General features: G+C 65.4%; 22 protein-coding genes. 6 read left to right on the top strand and 16 right to left on the bottom strand.

What is annotated here, in order from left to right; all coding sequences use genetic code 11:
• Positions 1 to 46: 46 nt before the first annotated feature.
• Both AC1DV8_RS22440 and AC1DV8_RS22435 read right to left on the bottom strand, forming a co-directional pair.
• Positions 47 to 3976, bottom strand: coding sequence for a translocation/assembly module TamB domain-containing protein (locus AC1DV8_RS22440; RefSeq protein WP_477158990.1), 3930 nt, complete (start codon positions 3974 to 3976; stop codon positions 47 to 49).
• Positions 3973 to 5844 (bottom strand): autotransporter assembly complex protein TamA, encoded by a 1872-nt coding sequence (locus AC1DV8_RS22435; RefSeq protein ID WP_477159005.1) that lies wholly within the window; start codon positions 5842 to 5844, stop codon positions 3973 to 3975. Before AC1DV8_RS22435 ends, AC1DV8_RS22440 begins: the two co-directional genes overlap by 4 nt.
• Positions 5845 to 6171: 327 nt before the next feature.
• Here AC1DV8_RS22435 and AC1DV8_RS22430 point away from each other — a divergent pair, with 327 nt between their 5' ends.
• The 5 genes from AC1DV8_RS22430 (at position 6172) to AC1DV8_RS22410 (ending at position 10845) form a co-directional block, all read left to right on the top strand.
• Complete coding sequence (locus AC1DV8_RS22430) at positions 6172 to 6996, top strand: amidohydrolase family protein (protein ID WP_477158989.1); 825 nt, start codon at positions 6172 to 6174, stop codon at positions 6994 to 6996.
• 84 nt (positions 6997 to 7080) lie between these two features.
• Positions 7081 to 8145, top strand: coding sequence for a Gfo/Idh/MocA family protein (locus AC1DV8_RS22425; RefSeq protein WP_477158988.1), 1065 nt, complete (start codon positions 7081 to 7083; stop codon positions 8143 to 8145).
• On the top strand, positions 8142 to 9290 hold the full coding sequence (locus AC1DV8_RS22420; protein WP_477158987.1) for a CaiB/BaiF CoA transferase family protein: 1149 nt from the start codon (positions 8142 to 8144) through the stop codon (positions 9288 to 9290). Before AC1DV8_RS22425 ends, AC1DV8_RS22420 begins: the two co-directional genes overlap by 4 nt.
• Positions 9291 to 9304: 14 nt before the next feature.
• The gene (locus AC1DV8_RS22415) at positions 9305 to 10399 is read left to right on the top strand and encodes an extracellular solute-binding protein (protein WP_477159004.1); all 1095 of its coding nucleotides are present in this window, start codon (positions 9305 to 9307) and stop codon (positions 10397 to 10399) included.
• Positions 10399 to 10845, top strand: a complete 447-nt coding sequence (locus AC1DV8_RS22410; protein WP_477158986.1) for a MaoC/PaaZ C-terminal domain-containing protein — start codon at positions 10399 to 10401, stop codon at positions 10843 to 10845. Before AC1DV8_RS22415 ends, AC1DV8_RS22410 begins: the two co-directional genes overlap by 1 nt.
• Positions 10846 to 10914: 69 nt before the next feature.
• Here AC1DV8_RS22410 and AC1DV8_RS22405 read toward each other — a convergent pair whose 3' ends face one another.
• The 9 genes from AC1DV8_RS22405 to AC1DV8_RS22365 form a co-directional block, all read right to left on the bottom strand.
• Entirely contained in the window at positions 10915 to 11991 is a 1077-nt protein-coding gene (locus AC1DV8_RS22405) for an ABC transporter ATP-binding protein (protein ID WP_477158985.1), read from the bottom strand.
• A 5-nt stretch (positions 11992 to 11996) separates the two neighbouring features.
• Entirely contained in the window at positions 11997 to 12842 is an 846-nt protein-coding gene (locus AC1DV8_RS22400) for a carbohydrate ABC transporter permease (RefSeq protein ID WP_477158984.1), read from the bottom strand.
• 4 nt (positions 12843 to 12846) lie between these two features.
• Positions 12847 to 13701, bottom strand: coding sequence for a carbohydrate ABC transporter permease (locus AC1DV8_RS22395; RefSeq protein WP_477158983.1), 855 nt, complete (start codon positions 13699 to 13701; stop codon positions 12847 to 12849).
• A 9-nt stretch (positions 13702 to 13710) separates the two neighbouring features.
• A complete protein-coding gene (locus AC1DV8_RS22390; RefSeq protein ID WP_477158982.1) occupies positions 13711 to 14964 on the bottom strand; it encodes an extracellular solute-binding protein in 1254 nt (417 codons plus the stop codon).
• Positions 14965 to 15007: 43 nt separating this feature from the next.
• Positions 15008 to 16162: an enolase C-terminal domain-like protein gene (locus AC1DV8_RS22385; RefSeq protein WP_477158981.1), complete on the bottom strand. Its 1155-nt coding sequence runs from the start codon at positions 16160 to 16162 to the stop codon at positions 15008 to 15010.
• A gap of 77 nt (positions 16163 to 16239) precedes the next feature.
• Entirely contained in the window at positions 16240 to 17127 is an 888-nt protein-coding gene (locus AC1DV8_RS22380) for a carbohydrate ABC transporter permease (protein WP_477158980.1), read from the bottom strand.
• Between the two features lie 7 nt (positions 17128 to 17134).
• The gene (locus AC1DV8_RS22375; protein WP_477158979.1) at positions 17135 to 18070 is read right to left on the bottom strand and encodes a carbohydrate ABC transporter permease; all 936 of its coding nucleotides are present in this window, start codon (positions 18068 to 18070) and stop codon (positions 17135 to 17137) included.
• A 58-nt stretch (positions 18071 to 18128) separates the two neighbouring features.
• Positions 18129 to 19394, bottom strand: a complete 1266-nt coding sequence (locus tag AC1DV8_RS22370) for an ABC transporter substrate-binding protein (RefSeq protein WP_477158978.1) — start codon at positions 19392 to 19394, stop codon at positions 18129 to 18131.
• Positions 19395 to 19431: 37 nt separating this feature from the next.
• Positions 19432 to 20547 (bottom strand): ABC transporter ATP-binding protein, encoded by a 1116-nt coding sequence (locus AC1DV8_RS22365; RefSeq protein ID WP_477158977.1) that lies wholly within the window; start codon positions 20545 to 20547, stop codon positions 19432 to 19434.
• Between the two features lie 261 nt (positions 20548 to 20808).
• Between AC1DV8_RS22365 and AC1DV8_RS22360 the strand changes: the two genes are divergently transcribed.
• Positions 20809 to 21462, top strand: coding sequence for a GntR family transcriptional regulator (locus tag AC1DV8_RS22360; protein ID WP_477150033.1), 654 nt, complete (start codon positions 20809 to 20811; stop codon positions 21460 to 21462).
• A gap of 43 nt (positions 21463 to 21505) precedes the next feature.
• On the opposite strand, the gene AC1DV8_RS22355 is transcribed toward AC1DV8_RS22360, so the two are convergent.
• From AC1DV8_RS22355 to AC1DV8_RS22335, 5 genes are read right to left on the bottom strand one after another with little or no spacing between them, the layout of a single operon-like run.
• Complete coding sequence (locus AC1DV8_RS22355; RefSeq protein WP_477150034.1) at positions 21506 to 22171, bottom strand: exopolysaccharide biosynthesis protein; 666 nt, start codon at positions 22169 to 22171, stop codon at positions 21506 to 21508.
• A gap of 2 nt (positions 22172 to 22173) precedes the next feature.
• Entirely contained in the window at positions 22174 to 22557 is a 384-nt protein-coding gene (locus AC1DV8_RS22350) for an SHOCT domain-containing protein (protein WP_477150035.1), read from the bottom strand.
• A gap of 16 nt (positions 22558 to 22573) precedes the next feature.
• Positions 22574 to 23179 (bottom strand): HdeD family acid-resistance protein, encoded by a 606-nt coding sequence (locus AC1DV8_RS22345; RefSeq protein ID WP_477158976.1) that lies wholly within the window; start codon positions 23177 to 23179, stop codon positions 22574 to 22576.
• A 15-nt stretch (positions 23180 to 23194) separates the two neighbouring features.
• Positions 23195 to 24436, bottom strand: coding sequence for an arginine deiminase (locus tag AC1DV8_RS22340; protein WP_477158975.1), 1242 nt, complete (start codon positions 24434 to 24436; stop codon positions 23195 to 23197).
• A gap of 20 nt (positions 24437 to 24456) precedes the next feature.
• Positions 24457 to 25887 carry a basic amino acid/polyamine antiporter gene (locus AC1DV8_RS22335; RefSeq protein ID WP_477150038.1) on the bottom strand — a complete coding sequence of 477 codons (1431 nt, stop codon included), beginning with the start codon at positions 25885 to 25887 and terminating at the stop codon, positions 24457 to 24459.
• Positions 25888 to 26024 lie beyond the last annotated feature (137 nt).

Below are 26024 nucleotides of genomic sequence, written 5' to 3'. Positions count from 1 at the left end.
TTAGCCGCCGGATTGCCACGCCGATGAACGCGTCCTGTCAGACCGTTCAGTAATCGCTCTCGTAGAACACGCCGAAGCTCGAATCCCCGTTTGTACCGGTCGAGACCTTGGCCTTGATGTCGTCCGTCACGTCGAGGTTGACGGTGACCCGTGAGTTGCCATCGGCGCCCGCCTGCACCCCGAGATAGATGTTGTCCTGCAGGTAAGCGCCCGCCTGCACCGCTAGGCTACCATCCTCGTTGGTGACCACGTCGAGATCGTCGAGCCCGGCCTTGCCGCGCAAAGAGTCGACCAGTGAGCCGCCACCGCCACCCGCGAGTTCCGCCGCTGCGCCGGCGAGCTTCGCCAGCTGGATCGGCGTCAGCTCGCCCATCGAGCGCTTGAACAGCAGCCGCGACAGCACCTCGTCCTCCGGCAGTACCGGGTTCGAGCTGAAGCCGATATCGAGGTCGGAAACGCGGCCGGTGACATTGACGAACACCGTGATGCCGTCGCCCTCGGTGCGCGCCGTGAAATCGAGGAACGGGTCGAGATCGCCGACCAGCGTCACCGAACCCTCCTCGAAGGTCACCCGCTGCCCGAGAATGGCGAGGCGCCCGCGATTGAGGTTGAAGCCACCCACCGGCCGGATGTCGTTGACTGAGCCGGTGAGCCGCACCGAACCGCCGACTTCCGCATCGAGCCCGCGCCCACGGATGAAGATCTGGTTGGGCGCGCGAACAGTGACATCGAGCTGCACTACCGAGGGCCGCCGCTGCGGCATCGGCGCACCCGACGCGGTCACCGCCGCCCGTTTCAGCGTCACCAGCACCGGCTTCGGCGCATTGATATGCTTGGCGTCGATCAGCGTGCCCGCCGCGCCGAGCGAGTCCGGGATCGTGATGTCGGCTTTCTCGATCATCACGTTGCCCGACAGCAGCGGGCTGGTATCGAGCCGCCCCTTCAGCGCCAGGTCGCCCGACACCGTGGCGACGAACATGTTGCCATCGGCATAACGGGCCGAGTTGAGCCGCACCACGATATCGGCCGGATTACCCGCCCCAAGCCCAACCGAACCGCCGACCGAAATCGAGCCGCCGGTCGCAAGCCCCGCGGTCAGGCTGTCGATATTGATGCGGTTGCCGGCGAGGCTGGCCCGTCCATTGATATCGACCAGCCGGACGTTGAGTACTGGGTCGATATAGCCCGAGCCGCTGGTCGACACGGTGCCCGCGAACTGCGGCGACGTCAGGCTGCCGGTAACCCGCGCATAGAGGTTAGCCGTACCGCTGAGCTGGCCGCCACGATCGGCGACGAACCGGTTGCCAAGCGCCAGCGGCGCCGAGCCCTGAACTTCCAGTGCCAGGCCGCCGCCGCTGAGTGGCACGCGGCCATTTGCGGCGAGCTTCAGTCCATTGGTAGCGGTGGCGGACAGGCTTTCGAGCGTCACGACCTGGCCCGAAAGATTGCCACGTGCCGCGACCTGCATCGAGGACACCCCGAACCCGCTCACCGCGGCATTAAGCTGGAACACCGACCGGCCGCCTTGCTGGGTCGCGGTGCCGCTGAACGTGGCGACAGTGATGTCACCCGCCGCGAGCGATCGCCCGTTGACGTTGGCGGTGATCGACGGGGCGCCGAACAGATCGGCGGCCACCGCCCGGATATCGGCAGATCCGATCCTGACATCCGCCGCCGCGAGGTTGCGAACGGACGCCGCGATCTCGGCATTCTGCTTACCGCCAGCCGGGCTGAGCGTAATCGACGCATCGGCACTGCCGGTCGCATCGAGCAAGAACAGAGCCGCGGCAGTCGTCACATTCGGAGAGGCGAGCTTCAGTGCACCGGTCAGCAGCCCATCGGCATCCTGCACGACGTCGCCGGTGACCAGCGTCGGCCCCGCCTCGAGACGCAAGCCGCTGAGCCGCCTGGTCTTGGCGTCCACCGCAACACCGCCGCCGAGCGCCACGCGGAAGCGATCGAGGAACGCGTCGCCCTTGAGCTGCCCGGTCAGCGTGCCGTCCTCGGCCAGCGTCCCAGTGAACCCGAACGCGGCGTCTGACAGCGACTTGCCGGCCAGCACCCCGCTCGGCACTTTGGCCGCAACGTCGAGCGCAATCGCGCCCTTGCCCTTGGCCGTCCCGGTGAGCGTCAGCGCCCCCTTGGCCTGGTCCGAAACCAGCGCCAGGTCGGCAAGCGCCGCGCTGAAACTGAAATCCGCCGCACCCGTCGCGAAGGTACCGTGGGCATCGATCTGCACATTGTCGTTGGCGATGCGGAACGCCTCCGCCTCCAGGCCCTGCTCGGTGCGCGCCACACGGCCGCTGAGCTTCACCGTGCCTGCGAGCACTGCATCGAGCGCCGGCTCGGAGAGCGCCAGGTTCTCCGCCGTGCCATCGAGCCGCAGGTTGAAGCCGCCGATCAGCGGGCTCACCGTGCCGGTCGCCGTCAGCGCCATCGCGCCATCGAGATCGCGCCCGGCAACGCCCGAGAATGGCGAAATCGAACTGGTCTTGATCTCCATCGTGCCGTCAAACACGCTGTCGTCGATCTTGCCCGCAGCAGCCAGCGTCAGCGCCTTGCCGACCAGTTTGAACTGCGCCAGCTGCAGCGGCTCGCCGGCATTCCACAGCCCGGCAAGGCCGAGCCCGGCGCTATCGCCCAGCGCCGCCTGCACGTCGGCATCGCTTGAGACGATCCCCGACACCATGCCGTCGGCATTGAAGGTCAGCCGGCGGCCCGCCGGATCTTCGAGATTGCTGGCGACACCGTTGCCGCGCAGCGCCACCTCGCGCGCCTGCAATCCGCCATTGGCAAAGCCCTTGGCGACAAGGTCCGCCGACCAGTCGTCGCTCCCGGCCCCGCCGAAATCCACCTTCACCGTCGCGCTCTCGATCGTCGTCGCGGCTCCCGGCGCCGGCAGGATCACACGCGCACCGCCGGGATCGGCGATCACCGCCGACAGGTCCAGCCGGCTGAGAAAGCCATCCGCAGTCGTCGCCGCCGAGGCTTCAAGCCCCAGCTGCCCGCCGCTCAGCTTCAGCCCCGAAATCTCCACCCCACCCGCCGAGCGCACCAGCGCCGAGGCCTTTAGCGAGGTCTGCCCCCCGAAGAACGCCTGATAGGCCGGCGCCACCAGCACACCGATCGGCCCGCCTAGATCAGCTTCGACCGCAAAACCGTCGGGCTTATGCACGATCGTCGCCAGCCCCTCGAGCGCGCGCTTGCCGCCGGCATCGAGGGTCATCGTCGTGCGCAGGTCTGCGACCGGACCGGAGCCGTTCACCGCCAGCGCCATCTCCGGCCTGCCCTCGATGTTGAGCAGGTTGGCGAGAATGCCGTTGGGCGGCTCGGTCAGCGTCACGCCGACATCGATGCTGTTCTCGGCCTTCTTGTAGGCCACGGCCACATCGAGTTTCCCACCCGGCCCATCGAGCCGGACGATGTTCAGCGCGGTATCGAGCGAGCCGCCTTCGAGCCGGAACCGGCCATCGACCGAAATCTCGGACCCAAGCCCGAACACGTTCTCGCCGAACGTCACCTTGGGCACGCTCAGCTTGTCGAGCTGGATGGCCACCGGGAATTCCGGAATCGCCAGCGGCGCGGCTTCCGGCGCCGGCAGGTTGGGATCGGCCGTTCCGCTCGGCACGGCGTTGCGCAGGTACTCGATGCTCTCGGCCGTCAGCGCGCGCACCAGCAGCCGGCCGGTGAACAGCGCGCCCTGGTCCCAGTCGATGGCCGCATTGTTGACCCGCAGCCACACCCCCTCCTTGTCGGAGATGGTGACTTCGCGGATCGAGGCGGTCGACGACAGCACTCCATCGATATTGGAGATGTGGATCTGCCGCTCGGGCGTCGAGAGTTGCCCCTCGACGAAGCCGACGAACCAGTCCTTCTGCTGCTCGGCCGTCATCTGCGCCTGGTCCTGCGCCACGAGCGGCATCGCGGCCAACACGCCGAACCCGAGCATCATGCCGATGGCGAGGACCCGTCTCAAAACGCCTGTCCTATGCCGACATAAAGCGCATAATCCGGATCGCCCGGGCGCTTGTTGAGGGGCACGGCCACATCGAGCCGCAGCGGCCCGAGCCCGGTGTAGTAACGAACGCCCGCACCGACACCGAGCCGCAGCTGATCCAGCCCCGGCAGACTGTCCGCTGCGACATAGCCGCCATCGACGAAGGCGACGACGCCGATATCGTTGGTGACCTTGTAGCGCGCCTCGAGCGAGCCCTCGACCAGGTACTTGCCGCCGGTGACCGTATCGCCCGGCCCATCGACGCCGATGCTCTTGAAGCCATAGCCGCGCACCGAGCCGCCACCGCCGGCGAAGAACAGCCGGTCCGGTGGGATCTCGTCGAGCGCCGGCCCGACCAGCGCGCCGACCTTGGCTCGCCCCGCCAGCACCAGTTGCCCGTCGCCCATCACGTTGAGATAACCGCGCACCTCGGCCGTCGTCCGGAACGCCGGGTTGCCGTAGTAGAATTCGTAGAACGGCTCGGCCGTCACGTTGACGTAAAAGCCCTCGGTCGCGTCAGACGAGTTGTCCCGCGCATCCCAGATCAGCCCGCCGGTCAGCCCCACGAGCGAGAAATTGCGCGTGCCGAAATCATCCTCGAACAGCGAGCGCTCGTAATAGGCCGCACCGTCCAGCGTCAGCTGGTCGGTGAGATACTGCGTCATCCCCACCCGCGCCGACGCCGAGGTCTCGGTATAGGCCGGCAGCACGCTGCGCTCGGCCGAAATCGCCGCGACGAGGTCGTTGTCCGGGTTGAGGAAGCCCGGCTTGGTGAAGGTGCCGCCGAACGCATAGTCGAACTCTTCGGTGGCGATCGGCCAGTTGATGCCCGCAACCTTCGCGTCGAGCCGCAGCCGCTCGGCCCGCCCGAACAGGTTGCGCCACAGGTGGAAGCCCTCGAGCCCGAGCCCGTCGATGGTCGAGTAGGTGGCACCAACGCCGAACCGCCGCTCTGCCTGCTCCTCGACAATCACGTTGAACGGCAGCACCCCATCATTGCCGATGGCGCCCGCCGCCTCGATCCGCATGGCACGGAACACATCGAGCCGCGCCAGCCGCTTTTCGGCCCGGGCGATATCGTCGGGGTCGTAGTCGTCGCCCGGCTTGAGCCCGGTCTGCTGCGCCACGAACGCCGGGTCCATGCGGTTGGTACCGCTCACTCCGATGTCCCCGACCGTCGCATGACGACCCGGCGCAACGGTGATCGTCACGTCCACCGTGTCGGTCGCGTGATCGGCCACGACCTTGCGGTCGACCACTTCAGCCTCGGCGTAACCCTGCTGCCGCCATGCCTCCACGGCCAACTGCTCCGCCCGCGCCACGACAGTCGCCCTAGCCACCAGTCCAGCGCCAAAACCGGCGATCTCCGGCGCCTCGACCCTGTCGCCATCGTCGGAGGCGACTGGCGCGCGATGCACGATATTGACGTTGCCGAAGCGGAACAGCGGCCCGGCATCGACCTTCAGCACCACCGCCACCGGATCGGGCAGATCGGTGTCAGGTGGCAGTTTCGCCGCCTCCTCGCCGCCGACCAGGATGCTGATGGTGCCGCCGTAATAACCCTGATTGTAGAGCGCCGCGAGCATCCGCCGGTAGTCGCTGCGCGCCTTGGCCAAAAGCCCCGCCGCGCCCGAAGCCGGCGCTCCCTGGTCGGCGATCAGCGCCGACGCGTTGCGTATGGCGCTCGCCACATCGCCTGTCGCCGTCGTTTCCAGCGTCGCCGTAAAAGTCTGCGGATCGCCGATCACCGCGTCGGCGTCGATCTCGCTCTGGTCCTCGAACAGCTTGATGCCAAAGAACTCGAACGCCGAGGCTCCCGGCACCATGAGCGGCGCCAGGGCCAGCATGGCCAAACCGATTCTTACCCGCCGCTGTAACAGTCCCGACTACCCCTGCCCTCGGCGGACGCTGTGAGTGCACCTCCGCTCGTGGCCCCGAGCGGTTGCTGTGGTGAACTCCGGCCGATCCGCCGTGCCCGATGGGAGCCCTCCCACCACGGCGGGACACCTCCCGCCTAATTCGCAATGCCAAGCAACCGTCAAACGGCGGCTTCTATGAGGCGATTTTGCGGCATCCACGATCACGACATGGCCGTAACCGGCTGTCGACGAACGCGTAATAGCCGCTCCTGCGGCGCGCGACTATGGTCCGGAAAACGTAAATGGGAGGCAAACATGCGCATCGTCGATACCCACCTGCATCTGGTGCACATGGACCGCTTCACCTACCCGTGGCTCGCCGGAGCTGGCTCGCTCAACCGCGCCTGGCCGGCCGAAACCTACGCTGCCGAGGCGGAAAAGCTGGGCATTGAAGCCGCGCTGCACATGGAGGTGGACGTCGCCGAGGCCGATATGGAAGCCGAGACGCGCCACGCCCTCGACGTGCATCCGGTCGTCGTCGGCGCCATCGCCGCCTGCCGACCGGAGAGCCCCGATTTCCCTGCCTATCTCGATCGGCTGTCCGCACTGGGCGGCGTGAAAGGCTTCCGCCGCATCCTTCACACCTCCCCCAATGAACTGAGTCAGGGCGAGCTGTTCCGCGCCAACCTCCGCCGCCTCGCCGACAAGCACCTGCCGTTCGATCTCTGCGTGCTGTCCAAGCAACTGCCAGTGGGTCGTGAACTTGTCGAGAGCTGCCCCGGCGTGCAATTCGTGCTCGATCATTGTGGCATGCCCGACGTCGCGGCCAGAGCGCTCGATCCGTGGCGGCGCGAGATCAAGGCGCTCGCCGCGCTCCCCAATGTCGCGGCCAAGATCTCGGGCATCGTCGCGTACGCTGCCCCAGACTGGACCACCGCCGATCTGCGCCCATTCGCAGAGCACATCATCGAGTGTTTCGGCTGGGACCGGGTGGTCTGGGGCTCCGACTATCCGGTGCTGACCCTCACCGCCGACCTCGGCCGCTGGGTCGCCGCGACCAAGGAGATCGTCGCCACCGCCAGCCCCGACGAACAGTCAAAACTCTTCCACCGCAACGCCGAGCGCCTCTACCGGCCCTGATATATCAGCGTTGCCCCGCTGGCTCATATGTGAAATGCTCATTCACAGAAGAATAGGCTGCGAATAGCGGCTGAGGGAGTTGCGTTGAGCATCGCAGTCGAAGAGCTCCGGCAGAGCTGGCCTCGGCCGAGCACGCCCAGGCCGATCGTCATCATTGGCGCCGGCGGCATCGTCACCGATGCCCACCTGCCGGCCTACAAGCTCGCCAACTTTCCGGTGGCCGGCGTGTTCGACCTTGATGCCGATCGCGCCAAGCAGGTGGCAGCGAAGTGGGAGACCCAAGCCTTCGCGACGCTCGACGAAGCCATCGCCACGCCCAATGCGGTCTACGATCTCGCCCTGCCGCCCGGCGCACATCTCGACGTGCTGCCAAAACTCCCCGATGGCGCCACGGTGCTGCTGCAGAAGCCAATGGGCCGCGATCTCGCCGAAGCCACCGCCATCCTCGAGCTCTGCAGGCAAAAATCCCTCGTCGCCGCCGTCAACTTCCAGGGGCGGTTCTCGCCGCAGATGCTGGCTGTCGCCGATGCGCTCGAGCGCGGCTGGCTCGGCAGGCTCATCGACGTCGAGGTGCACCTCAACCTCCTTACCCCCTGGCATTTGTTCCCATTCCTGAAGGGCATGCCGCGTGTCGAGATCGCGGTGCACTCGATCCACTATCTCGACACGCTCCGTGCCCTCATGGGCAACCCGGTGGGCGTCCACGCCCGCAGCGTCGGGCACCCCTCGACCGACCTGGCCCAGACGCGCACCTCGGCCCTGTTCGACTTCGCGCCAGACCAGCGTGTGCTATTCTCGATCAATCACAACCACGATTTCGGGCGCCGCTTCCAGGACGCCAGCTTCCGCTTCGAAGGCACCGAAGGCGCCGCCGTGGTGAAGCTGGGCGTGCTGCTGAAATATCCCGAGGGCGAGCCCGACGAACTCTGGATCACCCGCCGTGGAGAAGACTGGACCCAGGTGCCGCTGCAAGGCCACTGGTTCCCTCATGCGTTCATCGGCACCATGAGCAACCTGCAGCGCTACGCCGCCGGCGAGGACGCAGTGCTGGTCACCTCGGTCGAGGACGCCTGGCACACCATGGCGCTCGCCGAAGCCGCCTTCGAGTCCGCCGCCAAACCGGCCACCCCAGTGAAAGCCGCCCCATGACCCTCCCCCTCGACGGCGTGCTCGTCGTCGATCTCTGCCAGTTCCTCTCCGGCCCCTACGCCTCGCTGCGCCTGCAGGACCTCGGCGCGCGGGTCATCAAGATCGAGCGGCCGGACGGTGGCGATCTCAGCCGGCGGCTCTATCTCTCGGACACCGAGATCGGCGGCGATAGCACCATTTTCCACGCCATCAATCGCTCGAAGGAAAGCCTGGCGCTCGACCTGAAGAACCCCGACGACCTCGCTGCTCTCCGCAAGCTCATCGGCTGTGCCGACGTCATGCTGCAGAACTTCCGCCCCGGAGTCATCGAACGCCTCGGCCTCGATTACGAGGCGGTGAAGCTCATCAACCCCGGCATCGTCTACGCCTCCATAACAGGTTATGGCGAGGAAGGTCCGTGGGCGCAGCGCCCCGGCCAGGACCTCCTGGCCCAGGCCCGCTCCGGCGTCATGTGGCTCAATGGCGACCACGACCAGGGGCCCGTCCCCTTCGGCCTGGCCATTGCCGACATGCTGGCCGGCGCCGCGGTGGCGCAAGGCATCCTCGCGGCACTGGTCCGCAAGGGCCGCACCGGCCAAGGCGCGCATGTCGAGACCAGCCTCCTCGAAGCGCTGGTCGATTTCCAGTTCGAGGTGCTGACCACCCATCTCAACGACGGCCGCCGCAAGCCCAAGCGCTCGGAGTTCCGCTCCGCTCACGCCTATCTCTCGGCCCCCTACGGCGTTTACCCCACCGCCGACGGCTGGCTCGCCCTCGCCATGACCCCGCTCGGCAAGCTCCGCGACCTGCTGCAACTCGCGGCGCTCGATCCCTATGCCGGCAATTCCAAGAGCTGGTTTAGCGAGCGCGACGCCATCAAGACCATCATCTCGCGCGAACTGGAGACCCAGCCCACCGCCCACTGGCTCGACCTGCTCGAGCCCGCCGACATCTGGTGCGCCAAGGTGCTCGAATGGCCCGAGCTCATGGAGAGCGAAGGCTTCAAGGCCCTCGACATGCTGCAGACCGTCACCCGCGACGATGGCGTCTCCATCCTCACCACCCGCTCGCCGCTCCGCATCGACGGCAAGCGCACCCAGACCCACCGCGCCGCGCCCTTGATCGGCGAACAGAGCGCCGCGATCCGCAAGGAGTTCGGACTGTGACGACCCTCAAGGGCATGACCTGGAACCACCCGCGCGGCTACGACCCGATGGTCGCGACGGCGAAGGCCTGGGCCGAAAAGACCGGTGTCGCCATCGAATGGGACAAGCGGAGCCTCCAGGATTTCGAGTCCTTTCCGGTGGAGGAACTGGCGCGGCGATACGACATGATCGTCATCGACCACCCGCATGTCGGCCAGGTCGTCGCCGAAAACTGCCTCGCCCCGCTCGACGTGCCCGGCCGCGAGGCAGAGCGCGAGGCGTTGGCCAAGGGCTCGGTCGGCCGTTCCTACCCGAGCTACGAGTATGCCGGCCATCAGTGGGCCTTCCCGATCGACGCCGCCACCCAGGTCATGGCCTATCGTGCCGACCTGATCGACGCGCCCAAGAGCTGGGACGACGTCGTCGCACTGGCTAAGGCCGGCCACGTGGTCTTCCCACTGCTGCCGCCGCATTCGATGATGAGCTTCTTCACCCTCACCGCCAATCTCGGCCACCCCTGCTCGGTCGAGCAGGGCAAGCTGGTCGACCAGACGGCAGGCATCCGGACCATCGAGATGCTGGCCGAAGTAGCCCTTCACCTCGAGCCCTCGAACTTCGCCATGGACCCTATCGCCGCGTCCGAGGCCATGGCCCGCCCCGATGCGAAAGTCGCCCTGATGCCGCTCGGCTACGGCTATGTCAGCTACGCCGTCCCCGGCTTCCGCCAACGCACGCTGACCTTCGCCGATATCCCGCTGCCCAACGCCGCGGGCTCCGCCCTCGGCGGCACCGGTATCGCCGTCTCCGCCTTCTCGCAGAGCCGTGACGCCGCCATCGACTACGCCTATTGGGTCGCCTCAGGCCCAGTACAGGCCAGCCTCTATGCCAGCTCCGGCGGCCAACCCGGCCACGCCACCGCCTGGGAGGATGACGCCGTCAACGCCGCCACAGGCAACTTCTACCGCAAAACCCGCAAAACCCTCGAAGCCGCCTATGTCCGCCCGCGCCACACCGGCTACATGGCCTTCCAGGATGCCGCCAGCAAACGCCTCAACGCCGGCCTCATCGGCCGCGAGGCGCCGGCGGCGATCGTCGCCGACCTGAACCGCATGTTCCGGGAGAGTTTCTGATGGAGCGCCCGCGCCACTTCGAGGACTACGCCATCGGCGAGGTCCGCAAAACCTCCGGCCGCACCATCACCGAGACCGATTTCGTCGTCCACGCCGGCCACACCGGCGATTTCTTCCCGCACCACATGGACGCCGAGTTCATGAAGGGCTCGGAGTTCGGCCAGCGCATCGCCCACGGCACCATGACCTTCGCCATCGGCATCGGCCTCACCGCCACCGAGATCAACCCCCTCGCCTTCACCTACGGCTTCGAGCGGTTGCGGTTTCCGAAGCCGGTGTTTATCGGCGATACCATCCACACCGAACTCACCATCACCGCGCTCGACCCCGATCCCAAGCGTCCGCAACACGGCCGCATCACCGAGCAGGTCCGCGTGCTGAACCAGCGCGGCGAAACCGTGCTGGCGTGCGACCACATTTACCTGGCACAGCGCCGGGCCAGCTGATCCTCCCCGCGTGGCGGGGGAGGGGGACCGGCGAAGCCGGTGGAGGGGGCGGCAACAGCGCAGTGGCCTCTAGATTCGGTTGCCCGATACAGGATCGAAGAGGTTGATCGCCGCCGTATCGACGCTGAGCGTCAGCGTCTCACCCGGTTTCGGCCGGTCCTTGGGTCCGAGCCGCGCCGTGAGCAGCTGCCCGCCGACGCTGGCGATCACCATCGTGTCCGGCCCGGTGGGCTCAACCACATCGACGATACCCTCGAGCGTCGCGGCGCCCTGCCCAGCGCTCAGCGTCTCCGGCCGGATGCCGGCCGTCACCTCGCGCCCGACGAACGCCGCCACGTCCTGCTGCAGCCCGGCCAGCGCCAGCGTGCCAGCGGCGTGGCCCAGCACCAACCCACCCTCGCCCTGCTCCAGCGTGCCCGTCAGAAAGTTCATCGTCGGCGAGCCAATAAACCCGGCGACGAACATGTTGGCCGGCCGGTCGTAGATTGTCTCGGGGTCCGCGAGCTGCTGGATCACCCCACCCTTCATCACCGCCACCTTGGTGCCAAGCGTCAGCGCCTCGACCTGGTCGTGCGTGACGTAAACCGTAGTGGTCCCCAGCCGGTCATGCAGCCGCTTGATCTCGGTCCGCATCTCGACCCGCAGCTTTGCATCGAGATTGCTCAGCGGCTCGTCAAACAGGAACAGCTCCGGGTTGCGGACGATGGCGCGGCCCATGGCGACGCGCTGCCGCTGCCCGCCGGACAGCTGGCCGGGCTTCCGGTCGAGCAGGTGTTCGATCTGCAGCAACTCGGCGGCACGCTGCACCGCCGCATCCCGCTCGGCGGTCGGCACCTTCCGCATCTCGAGGCCAAAGCCGATGTTCCGGCGCACCGGCATCGTCGGGTAGAGCGCGTAGGACTGGAACACCATGGCGATGTTGCGATCCTTGGGGTGCACGTCGTTGACGTTGCGCTCGCCGATAATGATGTCGCCACCCGAACTCGGCTCCAGCCCGGCGATGATCGACAGCAGCGTGGACTTGCCACAACCCGATGGTCCGAGCAGCACGAGAAAGCCACCATCCTCGAGGTCGATGTCGATATTTTCGAGCACGTCGACTGCGCCAAAGCTCTTGCGGACGCCCTTGATCGATAACGTGGCCATTGCCGCTAACCCTTGACTGCGCCGGCGGTGATGCCGGCGACCATGACGCGTTGCACCAGCGCGAAGAGAACGATCACCGGCAAGATGGAAATGATGCCGCCGGCAGCGAGCATGCCCCAGGGCAGCTGGAACTCGCCGACCATCAATTGCAACCCGACCGGCCAAGTGCGCGAGCCGGTGCTCGAAGTCAGCATCAGCGCGAACAGGTACTCGTTCCACGCCGCGATGGCGACGAACACGCAGGTGGCGACCAGTCCGTTGCGGGCGATCGGGATGACGATGCGGAACATCGCCCCGATGCGGGTCGAGCCGTCGATGCGCGCCGCGCTCTCGAGCTCCTTGGGCGCCGCGTCGAAGAAGCCCTTCAGCATCCAGACGAACAGCGGCAGCAGGAAGCTCGTATAGGCGACGGCGAGGCCGAGGCTGGTGTCGAACAACCCGAGATTTCGCATCACGATGAACAGCGGGATGATCATCAGCACCGCGGGGAACATGCGGACGATGAGGTAGCCCAGCATCAGCGGCGTGCGGCCCGGGAAGTTGAAGCGCGAGAAGGCGTATGAGGCGATGGTCCCGGTGAACAGGCAGATCGCTACCGTCAGCGTGGTGGTGACGAGGCTGTTGATCACGAGGACCGGATAGCCCGACTGGTTCCAGAGCTTCACGTAGTTATCGACCGTGAAGCGGGTGGGGAAATACACCATCGTGCGGGTGACGATGTCGTCGTCGACCTTGAACGAGGTCAGCAGCATCCACAGCAGTGGGCCGATGCTGAGCAGCGCGAGGACAGTCAGCACGGCGTAGCTGAGGATGTTCCAGGTAAGGTTGGAGCTGGTGCGGGTCTGGGCCATGGCGCTAGTCCTGGTTGACCTTGCTGAGCCGGATATAGGCCCAGGCGAACAGCATCAGTAAGACGAACATCACCACCGACAGCGCGCCCGCGTAGCCGAAGTTGAAATCCGAATAGGCGTTCTGGAACGCATAGAGCGAAAGTACCTGCGTCGACCGTCCGGGCCCGCCCTGCGTCAGGATCAGCAGCAAGTCCGGTGAGTTGACGAGGCCGATGACGCGCAGGATCACCGCCGCAGCAATGATGGTGCGCAGCATCGGCAGCGTGATCAGCCGCAGTTGGGCGAACGCCCCTGCCCCGTCGATATCGGCCGCCTTGTAGAGATCGGTCGGGATGCCCTTGAGCCCCGCCATGATCAGCAGCGTGAAGAACGGGAAACTGTGCCAAGCCTCGACGAAGATCGCCGTTGCCATCGCGGTGTTGGGATCGGCGAACCACGCTTTGTATTCGTGCAGCAGGCCGATAGTGACGAGGATGTCGTTGATGACGCCGACACGGCTGTCGAGCATCAGCGCCCACATGTTGCCCGCCACCACGTTGGGCAGGAAGTAGGGCACGAGGATCAGCACCGCCAGCACCTTGCCGCCCGGCAGGTTGCGGTTGAGCGCCAGCGCCGCGACGAGGCCCACCACGAATTCGATGACGATCGAGAAGGTCACCCACACCGCCGTATTGCGCAGCGAAAGCCAGAAGATCGGGTCGGCCAGCATCCGCTGGTAATGCTTGAGCCCGACGAACGCGCCATTGCCGGCGGGCCGGTTGAGCCGCATCTCGGTAAAGCTGAGCTGGAAGCCGTAAACGGTGGGGAACAGGACGATCGCCGTGATCAGCAGCGCGCTCGGCAGCAGCAGCAGATACATCCCGAAGCATCAGGCGATGGCCGCTGCCAGGCCTTCGACGATCTGGTCTGCAGCCTGCTCGGGCGTCGCCTGGCCGATCAGGATCTGCTGCAGTGCCGGCAGCACGGTGTTCTGTGCCCAGCCGGCCGCACCCGGGAAGCTTGGCTGCGGAATGCCGAAGCCGAGCGTATCCGCCGCGGCCTTGTACATCGGGTTGCCGACGATGCGCTGGTCCTGCGCCGCCACCGTCGAGGCCGGCATGTAGCCGGTCTTTTCGAGGAAGGCGACGGCGGCATCCGGCTCGCCCCAGAACTTGATCCACTCCCACGCCGCATCCGCACCCTCCTCCTTGGTGATGCAGTTGTAGGCGTAGGCGAGGCGTGCCACGCGGGTGGCCGGGCCGGCCGGCATCGCGAAGGTGCCGAACTCGACGCCGGGCTTCAGCTTGGACGCGATGTCCTGGTAGGAGCCAGTGTGGTGCCAGATCATCGCGGTCTGCCCGGTCTGGAAGCCGGAGATGATCTGCTGGAAGCCATCGTTCGCTGCGCTCGGCGGCACGGCCTTGTCCTTGACCAGGAGCCCCGAATACCAGTCGAGCGCCTTGACGACAATGTCGCGGTCGAGCCCGATCGAGCCGTCCTCGTGCTTCACCGGCGAGCCGAACGCTTCGATGACGTTGACCACGAAATTCTGCCCGCCCGGTCCGCCGCGCAATCCAAAGCCATAGCGGCCCTTGGACGCGTCGGTCAGCTTGATCGCCGCATCGCGGAATTCGTTATAGGTGGTCGGCGGGGCGAGGCCCGCTTCATCGAACCAGTCCTTGCGATAGTAACCCCAGTCGACGAACGTGAAGCCGGGCACACCGTAGCTCTTGCCGTCCTTGGTGATCGAGGCGAAGCGCTTGTCGTCGAAGTCGCCGCGCCGCTCCCAACCGGCGATGCGGTCCGTCATGTCGATCAGCGCGCCCATCGCGAGCAGGTCCTCGAACCGCTCGGACGAAACCATCGTCACGTTCGGGCGGCTGCCGCCGACCACGGCCGCGGTGATCTTGGCCATGAACTCGGGGTTGGGGATGTTCTCGGGCGTTACCGCGATGTCGGGGTGCGCGGCCTTGAACAGGTCGAGCACCGCCTGCAGCCCGGCGGCTTCCGACTGGCTGGTAAAGGTGTGCCAGTAATTGATTGCCGTCGACTGCGCGAGGGCGTGGCTCGGCAGGAACGCGGAGGCGGCCAACAGGCCACCGCCCATCTTAAGTACTGAACGTCGGTCAAAACTCGTCGTCATCCTATTCCTCCCTCATGATAGCTCAGTTATATAATCTGATATATCAGTGCCATGGTACCTGACTGCCCGGTGGCGTCAACCGCTCGGTCACCTCGACCTTCGTAAGGGCCGTGGCATCGAGTTGCTTCCAATCAAACTGGTAGCCGATGCCCGGCTCGTCGCTGACCGTCAGGTTGCCGTCGACGATCGCCAGCGGCCCGAGCTCGTCGAGGCCCTTGATCTGCTCCTCGTTCATGACGAGTTGCTCGTAGTAATCGTTGTTCGAGATGGCAGCGCAGATCTGCGCGTTCTCGAGCCCCATGCCGTGTACCTGGGCCCGCATGCCGTGGCTTTCCGAGAGGTGCGCCACCTTCATCGAGCCGGTAAAGCCGCCCTTGTAGAAGGTCGAGACGCGCGTCATGTCGAGCGCCTTGTTCTCGATCCAGGTCGCCATGTTGCCATGCACGCCGTCCGAGGTTTCGGCGGCGAGGATCGGGATATCGAGCTTCTCGCAGAGCTTGGTGTAGCTGCCGAGGTGGAACTCGCGCATCGGCTCCTCGTACCAGAGGAAGCCGAGGTCCTGGATCGCCTTGCCGAACTCCAGCGCGTTGACATAGTCCCAGCCGGCCGAACCGTCGAACATCAGGTCCGCATCCGGGCCGACCCACTTGCGGAGGTTCTTGCACAGCTCAATGTCGCGCTTCACCGGCCCGCCCCAGGCGTGCAGCTTGAACGCCTTGAAGCCGACGTCGCGGCTCATCTTGATGTAGCGCTCGTACTCATCCATCGTCGGCCAGGTGACCGTCGAGGCATAGGCCGGCACCACCCGGTCGTCGCCGCCCAGCATCTGGTAGATCGGCATCCTGGCCTGCTGCGATTTGACGTCCCAGCACAGCATGTCGAGCATGCCCAGCGTCCGCATATGAAACTCTTCGATGCGGTCGAGCTCCCAGATCAGCCGCCACATCCGCTCGGCCAGCAGCGGGTTCTCGCCGATGAACTCGTGGTAGCGCCGCCGCACCAGGTCGATGACCGCCTCGCCGCGATTCATCTCGATGGCGCCGTAGAGCCCGCTGTCGGTCTCCATCCGGATCACCGCCTTGTGCGGTTTCGAGCCACGGGGAATGTCGCCGTGCGAGCCGGGAATACCGTCGCGCCAGATGAATTTCGGCCCTGGCTCGTGCTCGACCAGCCAAGCCGTGAACCCCGTGATCTTCATTCAATCCTCCACAAGTAAGATCTTTGGCGACCGCTCTAGGCAGGGCTTGGCTTCGCCAAGTCCGCCCGCGAGGGCGCCTAACCCTTTTCCGCGCCCGACAGCATGCCGGAGCGCACGAACCGCTGCGCGGCCATGAAAATCAGCAGCACCGGCAGCACCACGAGGATGGCGGCGAGCACCACCTCCGGCTTCTTGATCGGCACATCATTGGACGGCAGGTTGCTGAGCGCCCCGGAGCCAGAGACCAGCGCCGTCAGCCCCACCGGCAAATTGTAGAGCTTGTCGTCGCTGAGCAGCACAAAGGCGAGGAAGTAGTTCGACCAGATGGCGAGGAAGCTGAAGAACGCCACGAGCGCGATGATCGGCCGGGCCAGCGGCAGCGCGATGCGGGTGAATAGCTGGAACCGGTTGGCGCCATCGACCCGGGCAGAATCCATCACGCCCTTGGGCAGCGAGGTCGAGAAATAGACATAGGTGAGATAGACGCCGAACGGGAAGAATCCGCTTGCGAGGATCAGGCCGGCATAGGTGTTGTTGAGCCCCAGGAGGTTCATCTCGAGGAAGATCGGCAGCACCACTGCGGTCGACGGCGTGATCATCGCGATCAGCGTCAGCGTCAGGATCAGCTTGCGGCCCGGAAACTCCGACTGCGCCAGCGCATAGCCACCCGGGATCGAGGCGATCAGCGACAGCAGCACCCCGCCCACCGAGTAGATCAGCGAGTTGCCGGCCCAGGTGAGAATCTGGAAGTTGTTGTAGGTGGTGAGATTGTTCCAGGTCCGGCTGAACGCCTCCCAAGTGCCGAGCGCAAACGGCGGATCGGTCAATAGCGACGCCTCCGACCGCGTCCCCGCGATGAACAGCCAGAGCAGCGGAATGCCGTAGAAGCACACCGCAAAGGCCAGCGTCGCGAATACGACGAAGCGGCCGAGGTTGAGGCGCATCGGTGCGGTTCTGGTGCTCATCGTGCCCTCAATCGATCTTGTAGAATTTGGTGGCGAAGACGATCACCAGCGCGATGACGATCGACGAGCCGACCAGCAGCGTACTGAGCGCCGCCGAGGCGCCGAAATCGCCCATCCGGAACGCGTACTGGAACGCCATCTGGTTCAGCGACCAGTCATTCTGCGCGAATTGCGGGCCGGCGAGCCCCATCAACTGCGGCTCGACGAACAGCTGCAACCCGCCGGCCAGCGACAGGATTCCCATCAGCACCAGCGAGCGCCAGATCATCGGCAGCTTGATCCGCGTCGCCAGCTGGAACCGGTTGGCCCCATCGATGCGCGCCGCTTCCATCACCTCGGTGGGAAGGCTCGACAGCGCCCCGCCGAACACCACGATCCAACCACCGGAAGCCGAGAAATACGCCATGATGGCGAACACGCCGGCGAGCCCGATACCTGAAATCACATCGGCACGCGTCCCCCAGCCCAGCCCATGCAGCACCGGCTGGAACGGGCTGACCGAGGGGTCGAGCACGAACAGCCACAGCACCACGATGGCCGAAGAGGTCACCGCGCCGGGAAGAAAATAAATCGTCCGCAGCGTGTTGGCGGTCTTCCTGTTGATGCTGTCCAGCATCAACGACAGCACGGCGACGCCGGTCACCGTCAGCGTCACCCAGATGGCGACGAAGGTGAGGACGTTGACGACGCTCGCCGGCACGCGGAAATCGTCGAACACGAACTGGTAGTTGGTCAGCCCCCAGAACACCATTTCGATGGTGTCGAAGAAGCTCAGCCCGAACGCATAGGCGATCGGGAACAGCCCGAACATGAACAGCAGGATGATATACGGCGCCAGCAGCAGGTACGACATGCGCGTGTCGCGCCGTGCCTTCTGCTTTTCCTTGCGGGCGCGGTCAGTCGCTGCCGCCCTCACATCCGACGCCATTGCTGTCGCGCTCATTTATGCCCCGCAGTGGTCGGCCGGACGCGCCCGAAAGCGCGTCCAGCCAGGCTGTTGCTTACTCGACGGTGTAGCCGTTGAGCTTGGCGAGGTTGGTGAGCTCGGTCTGCAGCGCCGGCAGGGCGCCCTCGACCGTGCCACCGCTGCTCAGCCCCTGCACCACCACCTTGGCGATGGCGTCCGACACGGTGAAGCGCAGGCTGACATAGCCCGGGTGGCTGAACGCCGCCGCATCGGCTTCCACCTGGAAGACGTTCGGATCGGCATAGTAGGCATCGCTCGCAAGGCGGGCGCCCCAGGCCTCGGCCGACGGCCGGTGCCCCGGCAGCGTTACCGCCGCGGTCTGGTTGGCGACGTCGGTTGCCATCCAGGTCACGAGATCGACGACCTCGGCCGGATGTGCGGTGTCCTTCCAGCCGCCATAGGTACCACCGCCCCAGCTCCAGGTGAGCGGTTGCGTCTGGTCGTCCCACTTCAGCGGAGCCGCAGCGGCGAGCTTACCGGCCGGCCACTCGTAGGTCGGCTTGATCACGTATTCGCCGAACCAGGTCGGCCCGATCATCAGCGGGATCTTGCCGCCCTTGGCGAGCGCGACGAAATCGGGCTCGAATGGCCCGACCTTGGTCAGGCTGCCATTGGCCAGCATGGCGTCAACCATGCGGGCGGGCTTCAGGCACTTCTCGGTGGTGAGGTCGATCTTGACCGTATCTCCCTTGCCCTCGACCGGCATCACCAGGTCGCAGCCATCGGAGACCAGCATGGCATAGAGCGGGTAGCTCTCAACGCCGGTGCCGAGGCTGAGGCCCTGCGGCGCCAGTTCTTCGCCGAGTTTCTGGAACTCTTCCCAGGTGGTCGGCACGGCCTTGCCGAGCGCTTCCATCGCCGGCTTGTCGTACCAGACGATCATGTGCGCCAGGTCGTTGCGCATGCACAGCAGCTTGCCGTTCACATGGCACGGCGAGTTGCCGTTCGGATAGAACTCGTCCTGCAGCGCCTGCGGCACCTTGTCGGTCAGGTCCATCAGGTAGTTCGAGCGGCGGGTCGACAGCTGCGCCGTGTAGCCGATGTCCGACATGAAGATCACGTCGGGGATCTCGCTCTTCGCCTGCAGCGCGAGCTGGATCTTGGCGATCAGGTCGGCCGGCGCGACGGTGGTGACATTGAGCGTCACGTTGTCGTGGGTCTTGTCGTAGAGATCGAACATAGTGAGGCGCGGTGTGTCCGACCACACGTTCAGCGTCACCGCATCCTGGGCCATCGCCGCGCCGGCCATCAGGCCGATAGCGATGCCGCCGGCAAGCGCGGCGGTCCTTGTACGAAGCATAGTCTCTCCTCCTGTTTGTCCCGGCCTCTCGCCGAGTTTATCTTCCGGCCGCCGACGCCATGACGGCGCCTGCCGCATCGAAGACGTGCACCTGATCGGGCCGCAGCCCGACCTGGACCTCCTGCCCCGGCTCGAGGTCGGAATGGCCCATCACCTGCACGGTGATCACCTCCGGCGTTCCTCCATCGAGATAGGCGTATGTGATGTTGCCGAGCCGTTCGACGGACTCGACCCTCGCGGGCAGCGCGGTGAGTCCGGCCGGAACGGCGGCTCCCGCGGCGACGACTTCAAGCGTTTCCGGACGCACCCCGACGGTGACCGCATCGCCCGCGCCTGCGCTGCCGGTAGCGAACTCGAACCTGGCCGCGGCGCTGGCCTCGAGCCGGAGCATTGCCTTGCCGCCTGCAGTGCTCAGCACCTTGGCTGGCAACAGGTTCATCTTCGGCGAGCCGATGAAGCCGGCGACGAACAGGTTGTTCGGCCGCGCATAGAGATCGAGCGGCGGCCCGACCTGCTGAATGCGGCCATTATCGAGCGCCACGATCCGGTCGGCCAGCGTCATGGCCTCGACCTGATCGTGAGTCACGTAGATCATCGTGGTGCCGAGTTCGCGGTGCAGCCGCTCGATCTCGAGCCGCATCTGCACCCGCAGCGCCGCATCGAGGTTCGAAAGCGGCTCGTCGAACAGGAACACCTTGGGATTGCGCACGATGGCGCGCCCGATGGCCACACGCTGCCGCTGCCCGCCCGAAAGCTGCGCCGGCGAACGGCTGAGCAGCTCGTTGAGCCTGAGGATGCGCGCCGCTTCCTTCACCCGCTTGTCGATCTCGTCCTTGCCGAAGCGCGCCAGCTTCAGGTTGAAGGCGATGTTGTCGTAGACGTTCATGTGCGGATAGAGCGCGTAGGACTGGAACACCATCGCGATGCCCCGCTCCGACGGCTCGGCGAAGGTCACGTCCTTGCCGTCGATGAGGATGTCGCCATCGCTCACCGTCTCGAGCCCGGCGATCATGCGCAGCAGCGTCGACTTGCCCGAGCCCGAAGCTCCGACGAAGACGACGAACTCACCCCTGTCGATCGTCAGGTCCACGCCCTTGATGACGTCGACCGTCCCGAACGACTTCCGGACATCCTTCAGCTCGACCGCGGCCACCTAGCAGCTCCCGACCGAGCGGCCCGACACCATCACCAGCTTCATGCGACCCCTCCCGTTGAGATATTAATTGGCGGCAATGATATCTCAAGTCAAGGCACCAGAGGGCCATAGGAGCAGGATATGCCGTCCTTTGGCGCGCATCTGATCGCTCGTGAGCTCCGCAGAAACCTGTGTTCTCTGGCGTTTTGCTGAGATTTCCAAATCGCCTGTTGATATACTAAAGTGCGAAAACACTTCTCGACCAATTCACTGGTGAAAATGTCTGACGTCCGCAATGACAACGAAGGTTACCGTCGCTTCCGCAAGGCGATGCATGACGGCACGCTCGAAGCCGGCATGGTGGTGACCCAATCCGAGCTCTGCGACCTGCTCGGCCTGTCGCTGTCACCGCTGCGCGAAACACTGGTGCTGCTGGAAGAATTCGGGCTCGTCGAGATCAAGCCGCGCGCCGGTATCAAGATCGTCTACCCGGAGGTGGCGTTCATCCGCGAGAACTACCAGTTCCGCATCATGATCGAGATCTTTGCGCTGAAGAGTTTTGGCGACACCGTCTCGGACGCCTGGCTGGCCGAGATGCGAGCCAACCACGAGAAGTGCCGCACCAGCCTGACCGACGGCAGCCCGTTCGAGACGGCGCACACACCGTTCCTCGAACTCGACATGCGCATGCACCGCGAGATCGTCGCCTCACTCGGCAACCGCGCCATCCTCGACACGCATGAGCGCCTGCAGGAGAATATCCGCATGGCGCAGCGCGTCCACCGCCGCCCAGGTTTCCGCGGCTATCTCGTCGATACGGTGGATGAGCACATGCGCGTCATCGCCGCCCTGGAACAGCACGATATCCCCGGCGCCATCGCCGCGATGGAAGCCCATTTCCAGGGCTCGACACACCGTACTTTCGCGGCGTGATCTGGCCGCGCCCCGCCGCGCCGATCGCTGCCATCCCGGCGCGCTAGACCACCGTATCGATCGCCCAGAACACCACGATGATCGCCCAGATGGCGATGATGACGGCGATCACCCCCAATATGCCGACGAGGATGCCGCCGAGAATCAGCCAGCCGTCGCGGTTGAGGATGCCTGCGCTGATCATCGCCACCGCCAGCGACGGCAGCATGTTGCAGAACGGGATTGGCGGCAGCATCACCACCGCCATGAGCACGTTGAACAGCCCGAGCACCGGCAGAACGGGCCGGCTCGACAGCACCAACAGCCGCGGCGATGAGATCTTGCCCAAGCCATCTGCGATGCGCGCCAGGATGTCCATCAGTTTGAGCAGCGGCTTCAGTGGCAGCTTCCGTTCCCCGAACCAGCGCCACAGGTAGATCGGCTTGTGCAGCAGCATCAGGATGGCGAAGGCCAGGATCACAAGCGACACGACGAAGTTGTAGCCGGGCGGGGCGGGCAAGAGGTTCAGCAGCGAGAACACCAGCAGCGCCAGGGCATGCGAGTGGATGCCGATCAGCTCGATCAGCCCGTCGCAGGTGATCTGCGCATCCGGCTCCGCCGCCACCTTGCGGAGCTTGGCGATCATCTCCGCAAGCGTCGCCTGGATCGGGTCCTGCTCCGCTCCGGGCGGCCCTGACGCCGCTTCGGAGCCGGATGTCGAGTCGACCACAGTCAGTGCGCCAGCGCCGCCGCCTTGAGCTCGGCGAACTCGGCCTCGGTGATCGCGCCTTCGCGCAGCAGCGACCGGGCCCGCGCGATCTGGTCGGCCGGCGAGGTATTGGCGACCTCGCGGATATAGGCATCGGCCTGCGACTTGAGCCGCTGCTCATCGGCGATCTGCCGCTGCGCCATGCCGCGACCCCGCGCGATGATGTAGACCAGCGCCGTCAGCAGCGGCACCACCAGCAGGGCGATGATCCACAGCGCCTTGGCGAAGCCGCCCATGGTGTTGTCGCGGAACAGGTCGACGACGATGCGCACCAGCACCATCAGGTAGGACAGAAGGAAGAAACTGATCGCGATCAGCCAGAGGAATTCCCAGAAGTTCGAGGTCATCTGCATCTCCTATTGGTCACATGGAGGGCGTTGAGGGTTCGGCGCCCCCGGGCACCACCACTTTCCAGGCGAGTGCCAGGATGGCGCCCCCTTCCCCGATCAGTTCGAGCCCGACGAACAGGGCGATGACCCAGACCGGCGGCTCCGGCAGGCCGGCGATGAGCAGCAGCGACAGCGCGACCCCGAGCACCCCGCTGAGCACCACCCACAGCCAGTTCTCGAACGGCCGGATGGTGAGGCCGAAGGTCAGCCGGGCGACGCCCTGCACCATCAGGAACACGATCACCAGCAGCGTGATCACCTCCCGCGCCTGCTGCGGGTTGCGCAGCAGTAGGAAGCCGACCAGCAGCGCGATGACGATCGAAAGCAACTGCATGCTGAAATGCGGCATCTGCCGCGTGCCGAACAGCGCGATCCCCTGCAGCACGGCCGCCGAGATCAGCAGCCAGCCGAGCGGCACGGCGACGGCCGCCCCGGCGAACAGCGGATAGAGCACAGCCAATAGCCCGGCGATGATCAGCAGCATGCCCTCGGCGATGTAGACCAGCGCATATTTCCGCACCGCCTGATGCATCGCTGCCCGATAGGCCTCCGACGCTTGCTCGAGAGAAATGCTCTGCATCTCGGTCTCTTCTGCCTAGAAGTCGACCGCGTCGCGCGAGATCGGACAGGTCATGCAATGCCCGCCGCCGCGGCCGCGCCCAAGCTCGGCCCCCGAGATGGTGATCACCTCGATGCCTTCGCGCCTGAGGAGCGTGTTGGTGTAAGTGTTGCGGTCATAGGCGAACACCACGCCAGGCGAGGCGCAGACGAGGTTAGCGCCGCTATCCCATTGCGTCCGCTCGCGCATGTAGGCGTTGCCGCCGGTCTCAACGACGCGCATCTTCTTGATGCCCAATGCCTCGGACACAGTTTCGATCAGCCCCTTGTCCTTTCTGAGCTCGAGCCCGCCCTTGCCGTCCGGCCGGTAGGAGAAGCATTCGATCGGGTTGACGATATCGGGGTAGATCAGCACGCAGTCGCGGTCAGCGAAGGTGAACACCGTATCGAGGTGCATCGCAGCGCGGAGCTTGGGCATCGCCGCGATGATCACCCGCTGGGCCGCCCCCCTTTCGAACAGCTTCGCTGCGAGCTGGCTTATCGCCTGGCGCGAGGTGCGCTCGCTCATGCCGATGAGCACGTTGCCCTTGCCGATCGGCATCACGTCACCGCCTTCGAGCGTCGCGAGCCCCCAATCCTCGGTCGGATCGCCCCACCAGACATTCACCTTGCCGGCGAAATCGGAGTGGAACTTGTAGATCGAGGCGGTGAGGATCGTCTCCTCGTGCCGCGCCGGCCAGTACAGCGGATTGAGCGTCACCCCGCCATAGATCCAGCAGGTAGTGTCGCGGGTGTAGAGCGTGTTGGGCAGTGGCGGGAGCAGGTACTCGTTGACTCCCGCGGCATCGCGCACCAGTGCCATCGTCTCCCCGCCATGCGTGTCCGGGAACTCCTCGGTCGAGAGCCCGCCGATCAGCGTCTCCGCCAGCTCGCGGTGGGACAGCCCGTCGAGGTAGGAGCGCACTTCGTCCACCAGCCCCAGGCCCACCTGGTTCGGCACCACCTGATTGTCGAGGATCCACTTCTTCGCCTCGGGAATGGCCACCGTCTCGGCCAGCGCATTGTGCATCTCGACCACGTCGACGCCGCGATCCCTGAGCTTGGTGATGAAATCGAAGTGGTCGCGCTTGGCCACATCCACCCACAGCACATCGTCGAACAGCAACTGGTCGCAGTTGCTGGGGGTGAGCCGCTGGTGCGCCCGCCCCGGCGCGCAGACCATCACCTTGCGCAACTGGCCGACTTCGGAGTGGACGCCGAAGGAGGTTTCCGTGCTCATAGCCGTGGACCTTTCGAGGATCATGGTGTGATAGTGCCGGTCAGCAGGCCCCACGCCCCGACGGCGCCTGCGATGAGGGTGACGCCGAAGACGACGAGCTCGACGGGGGTGAAGAGCCTGAGCTTCTGTTCGCGCCGCGCCCAGAAGTAGAGCACGGTGCCCGGCACCAGCAGCACCGCCAGCAGCAGCACGTATTTGAGCCCGGCCGCTACGAACATGACGAGTGTGTAGATCACCGCGATCCAGGCAACGACCTGGTCCCATCCACGCTCTTTCGAATTGGCCTCGTAGCCCTCGCCACGCCGGGCGATGAGCACGCCATAGCCCGCCACCAGCAGGTAGGGCAGCAGCGCCGTCACGCTCGTCATGTCGAGCATGAAGTTGAAGGCATCCTGCGAGAAATAGGTCGAGATCACGAACAGCGAGACGACGATGTTGGTGAGCCACAGCGCGTTGGCCGGCACCTTGTCGGCGTTCTCCGCCGCGAACAGCTTGGGCATATCCTTGGACTTGGCCGCCGCGAACAGCACTTCGGCGCAGATCAGCGACCAGGCGAGATAGGCGCCCAGCACCGAGATCAGTACGCCGATGGAAATGAACACCGCCCCCCAATGGCCGACGATCTCTTCCAGCGTGCCGGCGAGCGAGGGCTGCTGCAGGCCGGCAATCGTCGATTGCGGCATGGCGGCATAGGGCAACAGCGTGATCGCGACCATCAGGCCGGTAACGCCGACAAACCCGAGGATCGTGGCGGTGCCGACGTCGGCGCGCTTCTTGGCGAAGCGGGAGTAAACGCTGGCCCCCTCGATGCCGAGGAACACGAACACCGTGATCAGCATGGTGTCGCGCACCTGGTCGACCAGGGATTTCTCCGGCATGTCCGCGCCACCGAAGAAGTTCTCGGAAAACTGCTGGTAGTTGAACACGAAGATCATGATCAGCAGCGCCACCACCAACGGCACCAGCTTGGCGATGGTGACGACGGTGTTGATGAAGGCGGCCTGCTGGACGCCGCGCAGGATCATGAAATGGAAGGCCCAGATGCCGACCAGCGAAACGATGATCGCGATGATGCTGCTGCCATCGCCGAAAATCTCGGGAAAGAACCGGCCGAGCGTCGAGCCGATCAGCACCCAGTAGAAGACGTTGCCAAGGCAACTGCCGAGCCAATAGCCGAAGGCCGACAGGAACCCCATGTAGTCGCCGAAGCCGGCCTTGGCGTAGGCGAACACGCCGGAGTCGATGTCGGGGCGTTTCTCGGCCAGCGTCTGGAAGACGCGCGCCAGCATATACATGCCGGTGCCAGCGATCGCCCAGGCGATGATCGCCCCAAATGGACCGGTGGCCGCGCCGAAGCGGCCGGGCAGGTTAAAAATCCCTGCCCCTACCATCGACCCGACAACCATGGCGATTAGGGCATTGAGTGAGAGCTTCTCGTCCTTCGTCGCCACGAAAGCCTCCGGATCGCAAGTATCGGGCGTACGGTTTCGTACAAATACTTCATCTAAAAGCTTAGATGCACGCTCATGCCGCACACATGAACACTCTGCATTGCAGTTTATTACAATGATCTAAGCCAATAGCCAAC

The sequence above is a fragment of the Devosia sp. P3_B2 genome (assembly GCF_056402875.1).
This window is presented reverse-complemented; position numbering and strand designations above follow the sequence as displayed.